This window comes from Embleya sp. NPDC056575, assembly GCF_042793325.1.
Lineage (GTDB): Bacteria > Actinomycetota > Actinomycetes > Streptomycetales > Streptomycetaceae > Embleya.
Window position 1 is genome coordinate 33,080 of sequence record NZ_JBHTVA010000079.1, and the last position, 13,828, is coordinate 46,907.

Here is a 13,828-nt window from a genome sequence, read left to right on the forward strand (position 1 = left end):
CACGGGTGTGAGTGGAAGTTGCGATTCCAGTCCCAATTGTGAAATCGCGGTTACCAAAAGCGATCACGTGTGTTCGCTCCGTTTGTTCCGTACTAGGGTCGGCTCACATCGAGGGGAGGGATCGGCATGCTCGATCACCTGCGTCGAATACGTTCCCAGGGCGAGAAGTCCGCCTCCATGCTCACGGATCTCCCGGTCGGCGCGCTGCTGCGCAGTGTTCCGCCCTCGGTGGGCTTCGGGGTGCGCTCCTATGTGCGGTCGTTGCGCGCCGAGCGGCGCCGACATCCCGAGATGCCCACCGTGTTCCCCACCCCGGGGCTGGTCTCCGCGGCCTTCCTGGACGAACTCGTGGTGGCCGTCCTGGCCGGCGGCCGGCTGTCGCCGGACCCCGAGGACGCCCAGCGGATCCGGACCGAGATCGCCGACGCGCTCGCCAAGTTCCGTGCCGAGGGCTACCTCGACGATCCGACCCGATTCCACCCCGAACCGCCCGCCCCGGACGACCCGGTGCTCCGGGACCGGCTCTACGGCACCATCGGCTACGAGCAACTGACCTTCGAGAGCGGGTACATGCCCCGCGCCGGGGTGCCGGGGGCCACCCGGTGGCAGGGGGCGGGCGCGAATCAGCGGGTGTGGGCGTACGTCCTGCGCCACCCCGGCGCGCCCCGGCCGTGGCTGGTGAACCTGCACGGCTTCGGCATGGGCCGACCCGGCGACCTGGCCGCGTTCCGCTCGCCGCGGCTGCACCGCGAACTCGGCGTCAACGTGATCCACCCGGTGCTGCCCATGCACGGGCCGCGCAAGAGCACGCGCACCCACGACGGCACGTTCATCTCGTTCGACTACCTCGGCAACGTGCACGGCCTGGGACAGGCGGTGTGGGACGTGCGCCGCTGCCTGGACTGGGTGCGCGCACAGGGCGACGCCGACACCCCCGTCGCCGTGCACGGGCTCTCGCTGGGCGCCTACGTCGCCGCCCTGGTCGCGGGCCTGGAGGACCTGGACTGCGTGGTCGTGGGCGTGCCCTCGGTCGACATGGCGTGGGTGATGTCGCACCACGTACCCGAGGACATCGAGCGCGAGGTGCGCGCGGCCGGCCTGCTCGGCGCGGACGCCGAGACGGTCCACCGCGTGGTCTCGCCGCTGGCGGTGACGCCCCGGGTGCCGCTGGAGCGGCGCTTCGTCTACGCCGGCCTGGCCGACCGTATGGCCACGCCGCAGCAGGCGTATCGGCTCTGGAAGCACTGGGAGGAACCATCCGTCTGCTGGTACCGCGGCTCGCACATCGGAGCCGTGTGGAACCGGCAGGCGCACCGCTTCATCGAGGATGCCCTGACCTCGTCGGGCATCGGGAGGAGGAATACCTGGTGAAGCTCTCCGGTCTGGATTCGGCATTCCTGGCCCTGGAGTCGCAGGAGTGGCCGGCGCACGTCGTCTGCCTGACCATCGTCGACGCCTCGGACACCGGGGGCCGCGTCGACCGCGCCGCGTTCGCGCGCACGCTGGCCGCCCGGCTGCCCCGACTGCCGCTGCTGCGCCGCAAACTGGTCCGCGGCCCGTGGGGGCTGGCCCGGCCGCACTGGGTCGAGGACCCCGACTTCGACCTGGGCAACCACCTGCGTCGGGCCACCCTGGCGGCTCCCGGCGGCCGGCGTGAACTGACCGCCATGGCCGAGGAGATCTACCGCCACCGCCTGGACCGCGACCGCCCGCTGTGGGAGTGGTGGATCGTCGACGGCCTGGAGAACGGGCGGGTCGCGCACCTGTGGAAGGTGCATCACGCGTGCATCGACGGGCGCTCCGGCGCCGCGATGCAGGAGATCTTCTTCGACGCCGTCCCGAACCCGCCGGCCGAGCAGGTGCCCGCGCAGGTGCCCGCGCCGAGCGAGCCGGGGGCTGTGCCCGAGGGGTGGGAGGCGATCCGCGAGGGCGCACTCTCGCTGGCGGGCACGCCCGTGCGGGTGGGTCGGCAACTCGGCCGCCTGGGACAGGGCGTGCTGCAGGCCGCGCTGACCGGGCGGCTGGGCCGGGCGCTGCCGCTGAACGTGCCCAGGACCCGGTTCAACGCGCCGATCGGCCCGCGGCGGGCGTACGGCTTCTGCAGCGTCTCGCTCTCCGACGTCAAACTGGTCAAGAACGCCTTCGGGGTCAAGGTCAACGACGTGGTGCTCGCGATGGTGGCCGGCGCGCTGCGCGAACACCTGGACGCCCTGGGCGAGTTGCCCGAGCGGGAACTGGTCGCCACGGTGCCGGTGGACGCCACGCACGGCGGCGAGCGGGCCGGCGGCAACCTGATCACCGGGATGCTGGTGGGACTGGCCACCGACGTGGCCGGGCCCGGTGAGCGACTGCTGTGCGTGCACGAGAACTCCGACGCGGCCAAGGCCGTACAGAGCGCGATGGGCGGCGAGTTGCTCACGGGGCTGGCCGAGGCGCCGCCGCCGGCGCTGCTCGGGGCGCTCGGCGGGCTCTACCGCGAGGCCCGACTCGCGGCCGTGCTGCCGGCGTTGTGCAACGTCACGGTCTCCAACGTGCCCGGTCCGCGCAGGCCGCTGTATGCCCACGGGCAGCGGGTGGAGGCGTTTCACTCGATGGGGATCATCGCCGACGGCTTCGGACTGTTCATCGGTGGCATGAGCTACGACGACCGGATCGACATCGGTGTGCTGGCCGACCGGGACGCGCTGCCGGACCCGTTCGCCCTGGCGGACGCCATCGTCGAGCAGTTGAACCACCTGTTGAAGGCGGCGGACGAGGTCGCGCCGCCGCGCCCGACGCGGGACCTGCCGCCCGAGCCCTCCGACGCGGGTGACCCGGAGGGCGAAGCCGGGGCCGCCGGCATGCCCAAGGTGCCCGGTCCGCGACGGGTCGAGGAGGACCGTGCGGTCGACGCCGCCGGGTTCGAGGCGGGTCGCGCGTGAGCAGGACGGCACTGGTCACCGGCGCCAACTCCGGGCTCGGCCTGGCCACCGTGCTGGCGCTGGCCCGGGCGGGCGTGGACACCGTCGGCAGCGTGCGCACGGCGGCCAAGGCCGAGTCGGTCCTGGCCGCGGCGGACGCGGCCGGGGTCGAGGTGCGCACCGTGCTCCTGGACGTCACCGACGCGGCCGGCGGCAAGGACGTGATCGAGCACATCCGTCCCGACATCCTGGTCAACAACGCCGGCGGCACCTCGTTCGCCCCCGTGCTCGACGTGTCGGAGGAGGACGCCCGCCGGCAACTGGAGACCGCGCTGTTCGGCCCGATGCGGCTGGCCCGCTTCGCCGTTCCGCACATGCGCGAGCGCGGGTGGGGCCGGGTGGTGCAGATCTCCTCGCTGGCCGGGCGGATCACGTATCCGCTGCTCGGCTGGTATCAGGCCGGGAAGCACGCGATGGAGGCGGCGTCCGACGCGCTGCGGGTGGAGCTGGCCGGGGCCGGGATCGACGTCGTGGTGGTCTCGCCCGGCGGCTTCCGCAGCGGCGCCACCGAGGAGATGGCCGACGCGGTCGAGCGCCATCGCGGCACCGCGTTCGCGACCGCGTTCCGCCGGATGGACCTGGGCTTTTCGATCATGAAGCCGCTGTGGAGCGATCCGGAGACGATCGCCGACACGATCGCCCTGGCCGCCACCACGAAGTCGCCGAGGTCGCGCTACGTGGTCGGGGCCGACGCACACCTGACGCTGCTCGTGCACCAGGCCACCGAACCGTTCGCGATGGTGCGCGCGCTCAAGGAGGGAGTCGTCCGCCGCGTCACGGGTCTGTAGCCGGCCGGGCCGCGGTCGGCCCGCCGGTGGGCCGGGTCGCCCCGGAACGGGCGTGCGCGCCGCGCGTAGTGGCCACATCGCGCGTTCCGAGACACGCATTTTTCCGGCGATTCACCCTATCGGGCACACTTCGTCGAACACGCTGCCTGAACGCCGGATTGCGCGTAGGTGAGGGCCGGGTAGAAGTCCGGGAAAAGCCGTGTGGAACAGTGACGAACGCAGTGTTCACGCGCGTGTTCGAGAAGGGGACAACCCTCCCCCTTCGCACCGGGCACGGGCTCGACGCTGCGGCACACACATCCGCGCGGTGATCAGGGCGATCAGGGGAGCAATCCGATGGGGCAGAACGTGGGTATCGGCACGGCGGACGTATCCGACGCCGAGCAGATTCTCAAGCTTCAGTACCTCTGTTACCAGGGCGAGGCCGCCCTCTACAACGACTACGGCATCGAGCCGCTGACGCAGAGCCTGGAGAGCCTGCGCACCGAGTTCGAGACGCACACCGTGCTGGTGGCGCGCCTGGGCGAGGAGGTCGTCGGCTCGGTGCGCGGCACCATCGACGACGGCGTGGCCCGGATCGGCAAACTGATCGTGCACCCCCGGCTGCAGCGGCACATGCTCGGCACCCGGCTGCTGCGCGCGATCGAGGCGAAACTCGCCGACGCCGCCGAGTACGAGCTGTTCACCGGCCACCGCAGCGAGAACAACCTGCGGCTGTACGAACGCCTCGGCTACGTCTCCGGTCGGATCGAGAAGGTCAGCCCCCGGCTGAGCCTGGTCTACCTGCGCAAGACCGCCGTCCTCGCGGCCTGATCGACGCCGCGACGCGAGAAGCACCCCCCGAAGCCCCGGCAACCATGGAATCCATGGTCGCCGGGGCTTCGTCGGCTTCGGTCGCAGGCGCTTGGCGGGATGACATTTCCATTGCGAGGCGTGTGTCTGCTTTAATCGGATCATGTTCACGACGGCTCACATCTCCGGCACCGCGGCTACCGCCACGGGTTGTCGTTGCATGTGCCGTTCGTGTCAGATGTGTCGAATGTGTGGCTGTTGAGGATTTGAGGGCCTGATCCCTCTCCCGGGCCGAGCGCTCCGCGCCCCCGGTGCAACCCCTGCCACGCCCCCTGTGTGATCGAGTCGCGCGGCCCTTCGTCGGGCCCGATTCGGCACGCACATCCACCCGAGGACTTCACGGTGATCCGTACCACTGCCCTGAGCAAGGTCTATCGCAGCCGAGAACGGCAGGTGACCGCGCTCGACGGGGTCGACCTGCACGTGCGCGAAGGCGAGATCTTCGGTGTGCTCGGCCGCAGCGGCGCCGGCAAGAGCACCCTGATCCGCTGCGTCAACCTCCTGGAGCGCCCCACGTCGGGCACCGTCGAGGTGGGCGGACGCGAGCTGACCTCGCTGTCGGCGAGCGCGCTGCGCGCCGAGCGGCGCGGCATCGGGATGATCTTCCAGCACTTCAACCTCCTCTCCAGCCGCACCGTCGCCGGGAACGTCGCGGTACCGCTGGAGATCGCGGGGGTGCCGCGCCGGGACCGGGCCCGCCGGGTCGCCGAACTGCTCGACCTGGTCGGCCTCGCCGAGCACGCCAAGGCGTACCCCGCGCAGCTGTCCGGCGGGCAGAAGCAGCGGGTGGGCATCGCCCGCGCGCTCGCCGCCGAACCGCGCGTACTGCTGTCCGACGAGGCCACCTCGGCGCTCGACCCGGAGACCACCCGCTCGATCCTGGCCCTGCTGCGCGACCTGCGCGACCGGCTCGGCCTGACCATCCTGCTGATCACCCACGAGATGGACGTGGTCAAGAACATCTGCGACTCGGCCGCGCTGATGGAGGGCGGCCGGATCGTCGAGTCGGGGACGGTGTCCGAGCTGCTCGGCCGCTCCGACTCGCGGCTGGCCCGGGAGATGTTCCCGCTGGGTACGCCCGCCGTGCTCGCGGGCCGCACGCTGGTCGACATCACCTTCCGCGGCGAGGAGACGGCGCAGCCGTTCATCTCCACCCTCGCGCGCACCTACAACGTCGACGTCAACGTCTTGGGCGCGGCCGTGGAGAGCGTCGGCGGGCGGCAGATCGGCCGGATGCGGATCTCGCTCGACGGCACCTTCGAGCGCAACGTGGTGCCGATCGGCTACCTGCGCGAGCAGGGCCTCCAGGTCGACGTGATCGACGAGGCCGAAGCCGAGTCGGGGACCGACCACACCACATCGGACGCCGACGTCGCCGCCGCCGACGGCGTGGCGCTCGCGGGCAAGGAGCTCTGACGATGACCTGGTCCGAGATGCGGCCACTGGTGGAGACGGCCACCCAGGAGACGTTGTACATGGTCGGCGTCGCGACGCTGATCACCGTGCTGATCGGCCTGCCGATCGGGCTCCTGCTCGTGCTCACCGACCGCGGCGGGCCGTTGTCCTTCGCGCCGGCGAACAAGCTGCTCGGCCTGGTGGTCAACGTGGGGCGGTCGATCCCGTTCCTGATCCTGCTCGTCGCGCTGATCCCGTTCACCCGCTGGGTGACCGGGACCACCATCGGCACCGACGCCGCGATCGTGCCGCTGACCGTGGGCGCCATCCCGTTCTTCGCGCGCCTGGTGGAGACCGCGGTGCGCGAAGTGGACCGGGGCCTGATCGAGGCCGCCCAGTCGATGGGCGCGGGCACGTTCACCGTCGTGCGCAAGGTGCTCGTGCGCGAGGCGGTGCCGTCGATCATCTCCGCGATCACCGTGACCGTCGTCGCGATCGTCGGCTACTCCGCGATGGCGGGTGTGGTCGGCGGCGGCGGGCTCGGCGACCTGGCCATCCGCTACGGCTACCAACGCTTCGAGACGAACCTGATGCTCGTCACCATCGCGGTGCTCGTGGTTCTGGTTCAACTCGTGCAATTCCTCGGCGATCTGCTCTCCCGCAGGCTCGCCCACCGCTAGACACGCGGCACTTCGCCCGCGCCACCGTACGACGCGAGGCATTCCGCCCGCGTACACCGCACCACCAGGAAAGGCACTCTTCGTGCGTATCGACAAGTTCGTCGCCATCTCCGCCGTCGCCGCCCTCGGACTCGGTCTCGCCGCCTGCGGCAGCGACGACAAGAAGGGCTCGTCCGCCTCCGACCCGCTCAAGGTCGCCGCCTCCGCCGTCCCGCACGCGCAGATCCTGAAGTACATCAAGGACAACCTCGCCGCGAAGGAGGGCCTGAAGCTGGAGATCAAGGAGTTCTCGGACTACACCCAGCAGAATCCGGCCCTGGACGAGGGCGCGGTCGACGCCAACTTCTTCCAGCACAAGCCGTATCTGGCGGAGTACAACAAGGAGAAGGGCAAGAGCCTGACCCCGGTGGTGCCGGTGCACCTGGAGCCGCTCGCGCTCTACTCCAAGAACGTCAAGTCGCTCGCCGAGCTCAAGGACGGCGCGACCATCGCGTTCCCGAACGACGCCACCAACGGCGGTCGTGCGCTCAAGCTGCTCGCCGACAACGGTGTGATCAAGCTCAAGGACGGCGCGACCACCACGGCGACCGAGAAGGACATCGCCGACAACCCGAAGAAGCTGAAGTTCAAGGCGATCGAGGCGGCGCAGCTGCCCCGCGCGCTGGACGACGTGGACGGCGCGGTGATCAACGGCAACTACGCGCTGGACGCGGGGCTGACCCCGGGCAAGAACGGCATCGCGGTCGAGAAGGCCGACAACAACCCCTACGCGAACGTCCTGGTGGTCAAGAAGGGCAAGGACACCGACCCGCGCGTGCAGAAGCTGGCGAAGCTGCTGAACTCGCCCGAGGTGAAGAAGTACATCGCCGACGAGTACAAGGGCAACGTGCTCGCCGCGTTCTGATCGCCCGGCGGCGTGACCCCGCCGCCCGCGCCGCGGCACACACCCACCACGGCCCCCGCCCGATTCATCCGGCGGGGGCCGTGGCGTGTTTCGGGGCATGTGAGAGGGTGTGGCCGACAGCAGGGAAGGAATCCGGCGGATCGCGCGGAGCACCTTCGGGCCCGGTGTCGAGGTGTGTTCGCGGCCGTACCGGACGCGGACCACACCTCGATGCCGGTACATCCGGAGGCGACGGTGCGATGCGGCAACCCGGAGCGGTCCCGCCACTGTGAACGCACGCCCTCGGGCGGGCGTGAGCCAGAGACTTGCCGCTGTCCGGGACCCCGAACGCGGGTCCCGCCACCGACCAGGGCGTGGACACCCGAGGGAGGCCGACGGCGCATGCCTGCGTGCTTGATACCGATGTTCCCGGCGATCGTCGTACCGATGGGCACGGTACGGACATCCGACGGCGGATCGACGACGCCGGGCCGGCGCCGATGAGCGCCGCCTACCCGTTCTCCGCCATCGTCGGACTGGCCGACCTGCGCTTGGCCCTGGTGTTGAACGCGGTCTCGCCCGCGGTCGGCGGGGTGCTGGTGCGAGGCGAGAAGGGCACCGCCAAGTCGACCATGGTGCGCGCGCTGGCGAGCCAGCTGCCCGAGGTCGCGGTGGTGCCGGGTTGCCGCTTCTCCTGCGAACCGGTTCGGCCGGACCAGCACTGCCCCGACGGCCCGCACGATCCCGCGGTCGGCGGCGTCTCGCGCGCCGCGCGTCTGGTGGAACTGCCGGTCGGCGCCAGCGAGGACCGGCTGGCCGGCTCGCTGGACATCGAACGTGCGCTCACCGAGGGCGTCAAGGCGTACGAACCCGGGCTGCTGGCCGCCGCGCACCGGGGCGTGTTGTACGTCGACGAGGTCAACCTGCTGCACGACCACCTCGTGGACCTGCTCCTGGACGCGGCGGCGATGGGTACCTCGCACGTGGAGCGCGAGGGGGTGTCCGTGCGGCACGCCGCGCGGTTCCTGCTCGTGGGCACGATGAATCCGGAAGAGGGCGAGCTGCGGCCGCAGTTGCTGGACCGGTTCGGGCTGACCGTGGAGGTGGCGGCGAGCCGGGAGCCGCGCGAGCGGGCCGAGGTGGTGCGCCGCCGGTTGGCCTACGAGGCCGACCCGGACGGGTTCGCGGCGCGGTGGGCGGACGAGGACGCGGCGTTGGCCGGACGGATCCTGGCGGCCCGGAAGGTGCTGGCCGACGTGCGGTTGCCGGACGCCGAGCTGGAGCGGATCGCCCGGGTGTGCGCGTCGTTCGAGGTGGACGGGATGCGGGCGGACCTGGTCACGGCGCGTACCTCGATCGCGCTGGCCGCCTGGCACGGGCGGACGGAGGTCACGGCGCAGGACGTGCGGCAGGCCGCGCTGTTGGCGTTGCCGCACCGGCGGCGACGCAATCCGTTCGACGCGCCCGGATTGGATGAGGCGCTGCTCGACGAGGCGTTGCGGGATCCGGAGGAGCCGGAGCCCGAGCCGGAGCCCGAGGGGGATGGGCCGGGCGGGGGCGGGGAGCCGCCGGCGGGGTCGGACGGGTCGGAGCGGTCGGACGGTGCGGACCGGTCGGATGGCTCGGACGGGGCGGACGGGTCGGGGGGCGGCGGGTCGAAGCCGACCGAGGCGGCGCCGAGTTCGGCGCCCGGTACCGAGGATGCTCCGGTGGCCGGGGCGCCGGCCGGTTCGGACGGTGGGCGGGAGCAGGCCGCGGTGGCGGCGGCCGAGCCGTATCGCACCCGGCTGTTCGCGGTGCCCGGGGTCGGGCAGGGCGCGGCCGGGCGCCGCTCGCGCGCGCGGACCGCGAGTGGGCGTACCACCGGCGCGCAGGTCGCCGCGGGCCGGGTGACCCGGCTGCATGTCGCCGCCACGGTGCGGGCGGCGGCGCTGCACCAGAAGGCGCGCGGACGTACCGGTGCGGGGCTGCTGCTGCGGCGCACCGATCTGCGCGAGGCGGTCCGTGAGGGGCGCGAGGGCAACCTGGTGCTGTTCGTGGTGGACGCGTCGGGGTCGATGGCGGCGCGCAAGCGCATGCAGGCGGTCAAGGGCGCGGTGTTGTCCCTGCTGCTGGACGCCTACCAGCGGCGGGACAAGGTCGGGCTGGTCACCTTCCGGGGTGCGGGTGCGTCGTTGGCGCTGCCGCCGACGTCGTCGGTGGAGATCGGCGCGGCGCGGCTGGCGGCGTTGCCGACCGGGGGGCGGACGCCCGTGGGGGCCGGGTTGTTGCGTGCGCACGAGACGTTGCGGGTGGAGCGGCTGCGTGATCCGCTGCGTCGGCCGCTGCTCGTGGTGGTCACCGACGGGCGGGCCACGGGTGGGCGGGACGCGCTGGGGGAAAGCCGGCGGGCGGCTCGGCTGTTGGCGGCCGGGGGTGTCGCGTCGTTGGTGGTGGACTGCGAGAGCGGTCCGGTGCGGTTGGGCCTGGCGGCCCGGCTTGCCGGGGATCTGGGTGGGCCGGTGGTGACGTTGGACGAACTCGCGGCGGAGGGGCTGGCGGGGCTGGTGCGGGATGTGCGCTCGGTGGCGTGACGTGGTTGGTCCTCACGCGGTCGGGCCCGGCGGCCCGGGCGTGGTTGGCCGGCCCGGACGGGCGGGGACGGGTTGCGTCACGCGGGTCGGGTCGCGGTTTTCGGGCGCCTGCGGCGAGCGTCCTCAAGCGCCCGACGGGCTGAAGTTGGTCGGCTCGGGTCGGGGTTTTGGGTGCTTGCGGTGGATGTTCTCAAGCGCCGGACGGGCCGAGGTGGGTGGTTCGGCGGATCGGGTTGCCGATTCGTTGTGCCTGCCGCGGGTGTTTTCGAGTGTCGGGTGGGTTGAATCGGTTGGCCCGGGGCCTTGCCTTGGGTCTTTGGGTTGACGGAGGTCGTTGTGCCGCAGGGTGTTCCCGTGCATGTGCCTGCTGATGGGCTGACTACGCGTCAGCGGCGGAATCGGGCGTTGGTTGTCGTGCATACCGGCGCCGGCAAGGGGAAGTCGACGGCCGCCTTCGGGCTCGCCCTGCGGGGGTGGAATCAGGGGTGGGCGGTCGGGGTGTTCCAGTTTGTGAAGTCGGCCAAGTGGAAGGTCGGCGAGGAGAGTGTGTTGCGCACCCTCGGGCGCCTGCACGACGAGACCGGGGAGGGCGGGCCGGTCACCTGGCACAAGATGGGTGAGGGCTGGTCCTGGATTCAGCGTGAGGGCACCCAGGAGGACCACGCGGAGGCGGCTCGGCAGGGTTGGGAGCAGATCAAGCGGGACCTGGCCGCGGAGACGTATCGGGTGTACGTGCTCGACGAGTTCACCTATCCGATGAAGTGGGGCTGGGTGGACGTGGACGAGGTGGTCGCGGTGTTGCGGGATCGGCCCGGCAGCCAGCACGTGGTGATCACCGGTCGCGACGCCGATCCGCGCCTGATCGAGGCCGCCGACCTGGTCACCGAGATGACCAAGGTCAAGCACCCGATGGACGCCGGGCAAAAGGGCCAGCGGGGTATCGAGTGGTGAGTGCTCCGCCGCGGGTGGTGATCGCCGCGCCCGCCTCGGGGCACGGGAAGACCACCGTCGCCACCGGGCTGATCGCCGCGTTCACCCGGCGCGGGGATGTCGTGTCGCCGCACAAGGTGGGGCCGGATTACATCGATCCCGGATATCACGCGTTGGCCGCCGGTCGGGTCGGGCGCAATCTCGATCCGTTCCTGGTGGGGGAGGAGCGGATCGGGTCGCTGTTCGCGCATGGCGCGCGCGGTGCCGATCTGGCCGTGATCGAGGGCGTGATGGGGCTGTTCGACGGCGCGGCCGGGCGTGGTGGATACGCCTCCACCGCGCATGTCGCGCGGTTGCTCGGCGCGCCTGTGGTACTGGTCGTGGACGCGCGGGCGCAGAGCCGTTCGGTGGCCGCGCTCGTGCGCGGGTTCGACACTTTCGAGCCGGCCGTGGGCGTGGCCGGGGTGATCTTGAACCGGGTCGGCTCGGACCGGCACGAGAGCATGTTGCGCGAGGCGCTGGACGAGATCGGCATGCCCGTCCTGGGCGTGCTGCGCCGACACGACACGATCGCCAAACCCGCCCGGCACCTGGGCCTGGTCCCGGTCGCCGAGCGGCATGCGGACGCGGTGCGCACGGTGGAGGCGCTTGGCGAACTGATCGCGCGCAGCGTGGACTTGGCCGCCGTACGACGGATCGCGGCGGGTGCGGGGGCGCTGCCGGACGCGCCGTGGGACGCGGCCCGGGAGGTCGGCGGCCCGGTTGCCGGCCGGCCGAGAATCGCCCTCGCGGGCGGCTCGGCGTTCACCTTCGCCTACGCCGAGACCGCCGAACTGCTGAGCGCGGCCGGGGCCGAGGTGGTCACCGTCGATCCGCTGCGCGACGAGCGGTTGCCCGAGCGGACCGCGGGCCTGGTGGTGGGCGGCGGGTTTCCCGAGGTGTACGCGGCCGAGTTGGCGGCGAACGCGACGCTGCGCGCGGACGTGGTGGCGCTGGCCGGGCGCGGCGGGCCGATCGCGGCGGAGTGCGCGGGGCTGCTGTATCTGGCCCGAAGCCTGGACGGGGCGCCGATGTGCGGGGTGTTGCCCGCCGAGGCGCGGATGACCGAGCGGCTGACCCTGGGCTATCGCGAGGCGACGGCGGCGCACGACTCGGTGCTCGCGGTGACCGGACGGGTGGTGCGCGGACACGAGTTCCATCGCACCACGCTCACCCCGAGGGCGGGCGGCCGGCCCGCGTGGAGCCTGGGGGAGACGGGCTTCGAGGGGCATGTCGTGGGGTCGGTGCACGCGTCGTACCTGCATACCCATTGGGCGGGCGCGCCGGATCTGGCCCGGCGGTTCGTCGACGCGTGTGCGGCGGACGCGGGGACGGGTGTGACCTCGGGGACCGGGGAGGGAGTCACTCTCGGTGCGTGATCGGCGCAACCTCGGGTGGGGGAGCCGACGTCGTGTCGGGTACGGGTGCCCGGCCACGGGCGCCGCGGGTCCGTGCGGAACCTCCCCCGGGGTTCGGCGCGGTGAAGGGGGATGGCCATGGCTGATCGGGTGACCGTGATCGGGTACGACGGCGGGCCGCTGTCGGCGCCGGCCGTCGAGGCGCTGCGGGCGGCGACGTTGGTCGCCGGGCCGGAGCGGGTGTTGGCGGCCGTCGAGGTGCCCGACGGGGCCGAGCGGGTGGTGTTGGGCAACGTACACGTGGCCGCGCAGCGGATCGGCGCGCATCGCGGTATCGCGGTGGTGCTCGCGATCGGCGATCCCGGCTTCTTCGGGATCGTGCGGTTGTTGCGCCGGCCCGAGTACGGCCTGGAGTTGGAGATCGTGCCCGCCGTGTCCTCGGTCGCCCTGGCGTTCGCCCGGGCCTCGATGGCGTGGGACGACGCCCGTGTGGTCAGCGCGTTGGGCCGGGACGTGCGTCGGGCGGCGAACCTGTGCCGGGCGTTCGGCAAGGTCGCGGTGCTGACCGGTTCGGGTGCGGGGCCGGCCGAACTGGCCGCGCTGCTCACCGACGTGCCGCGCACGTTCGTGGTCTGCGAGCGGCTGGGCACGGAGGACGAGGAGATCTCGATGGTCTCCGCGGAGCATGCGATCGGGCACGAGTGGTCCGACGTGGACGTGGTGATCGTGATCGGTCCGGCGCCGCGCGCGGGCGCCGCGGCGGGCTGGCTGGCCGGCGAACGGCCGGGGTTTCCGGGGTCGGTGCGCGGCTGGGCGCTGGTCGAGGAGTCGTACGCGCATCGTGCGGGCGCGATCACCCGCGCCGAGGTGCGCGCGCTCGCGGTGGCCCGACTGGGGCCGCGGCTGGGGGATCTGGTCTGGGACGTCGGCGCGGGCAGCGGTTCGGTCGGCGTGGAGTGTGCCCGGCACGGCGCGGCGGTGGTCGCGATCGAGCAGGACGCGTTCCGGTGCGACCTGATCGCGGAGAACGCCTCCCGCTTCGGCGTCGAGGTCCAGGTGGTGCACGGCAAGGCGCCCGAGGTGCTGGCCCGACTGCCGCTGCCCGACGTGGTGTTCGTCGGCGGGGGCGGGCCCTCGACGCTGGCGGCGTGCGCGGCGCGGCGTCCGGAGCGGATCGTCGCCGGACTGTCCGAGGTGGACCGGGTGGCCGAGGCGCGCGCGGTGCTGGAGCGCGCGGGTTACACGGTGGACGGCTGCCTGTTGCAGGCATCGCGGTTGTCGGCGCCGAGCGGTGGGGCGCTGGGGCTGGAGCCGGCGCACCCGGTTTTCGTGGTGTGGGGGGATCGTTCTTGACGGGTGAGCGGCAGACA

The 13,828-nt window shown here is 72.2% G+C and carries 11 protein-coding genes; all 11 read left to right on the forward strand.

The annotated features are described in order from the left end of the window. Window positions 1-126 precede the first annotated feature (126 nt). The 11 genes from ACFRCG_RS40555 to cbiE all read left to right on the forward strand — a co-directional run bounded on the left by ACFRCG_RS40555 (window position 127) and on the right by cbiE (window position 13,811). A complete protein-coding gene (locus tag ACFRCG_RS40555) occupies window positions 127-1,371 on the forward strand; it encodes an alpha/beta hydrolase family protein (protein WP_380041013.1) in 1,245 nt (414 codons plus the stop codon). Next, the gene (locus ACFRCG_RS40560; RefSeq protein WP_380041015.1) at window positions 1,368-2,921 is read left to right on the forward strand and encodes a wax ester/triacylglycerol synthase family O-acyltransferase; all 1,554 of its coding nucleotides are present in this window, start codon (window positions 1,368-1,370) and stop codon (window positions 2,919-2,921) included. Before ACFRCG_RS40555 ends, ACFRCG_RS40560 begins: the two co-directional genes overlap by 4 nt. Then, complete coding sequence (locus tag ACFRCG_RS40565; RefSeq protein WP_380041017.1) at window positions 2,918-3,748, forward strand: SDR family NAD(P)-dependent oxidoreductase; 831 nt, start codon at window positions 2,918-2,920, stop codon at window positions 3,746-3,748. Before ACFRCG_RS40560 ends, ACFRCG_RS40565 begins: the two co-directional genes overlap by 4 nt. A 336-nt stretch (window positions 3,749-4,084) precedes the next feature. Next, window positions 4,085-4,561: a GNAT family N-acetyltransferase gene (locus ACFRCG_RS40570; protein ID WP_380041019.1), complete on the forward strand. Its 477-nt coding sequence runs from the start codon at window positions 4,085-4,087 to the stop codon at window positions 4,559-4,561. A 381-nt stretch (window positions 4,562-4,942) separates the two neighbouring features. Beyond that, window positions 4,943-6,016, forward strand: coding sequence for a methionine ABC transporter ATP-binding protein (locus tag ACFRCG_RS40575; protein WP_380041021.1), 1,074 nt, complete (start codon window positions 4,943-4,945; stop codon window positions 6,014-6,016). Window positions 6,017-6,018: 2 nt separating this feature from the next. Next, window positions 6,019-6,675, forward strand: coding sequence for a methionine ABC transporter permease (locus ACFRCG_RS40580; protein ID WP_380041023.1), 657 nt, complete (start codon window positions 6,019-6,021; stop codon window positions 6,673-6,675). 82 nt (window positions 6,676-6,757) lie between these two features. Next, the gene (locus ACFRCG_RS40585) at window positions 6,758-7,579 is read left to right on the forward strand and encodes a MetQ/NlpA family ABC transporter substrate-binding protein (RefSeq protein ID WP_078978637.1); all 822 of its coding nucleotides are present in this window, start codon (window positions 6,758-6,760) and stop codon (window positions 7,577-7,579) included. A 479-nt stretch (window positions 7,580-8,058) separates the two neighbouring features. After that, window positions 8,059-10,131, forward strand: a complete 2,073-nt coding sequence (locus ACFRCG_RS40590) for a putative cobaltochelatase (protein WP_380041033.1) — start codon at window positions 8,059-8,061, stop codon at window positions 10,129-10,131. 336 nt (window positions 10,132-10,467) lie between these two features. After that, entirely contained in the window at window positions 10,468-11,082 is a 615-nt protein-coding gene (gene cobO, locus ACFRCG_RS40595; RefSeq protein WP_078978638.1) for a cob(I)yrinic acid a,c-diamide adenosyltransferase, read from the forward strand. Further along, on the forward strand, window positions 11,079-12,479 hold the full coding sequence (locus ACFRCG_RS40600) for a cobyrinate a,c-diamide synthase (RefSeq protein ID WP_380041025.1): 1,401 nt from the start codon (window positions 11,079-11,081) through the stop codon (window positions 12,477-12,479). Before cobO ends, ACFRCG_RS40600 begins: the two co-directional genes overlap by 4 nt. A 117-nt stretch (window positions 12,480-12,596) precedes the next feature. Continuing rightward, window positions 12,597-13,811 carry a precorrin-6y C5,15-methyltransferase (decarboxylating) subunit CbiE gene (gene cbiE / locus ACFRCG_RS40605; RefSeq protein WP_380041027.1) on the forward strand — a complete coding sequence of 405 codons (1,215 nt, stop codon included), beginning with the start codon at window positions 12,597-12,599 and terminating at the stop codon, window positions 13,809-13,811. The last annotated feature ends 17 nt before the right edge of the window (window positions 13,812-13,828 follow it).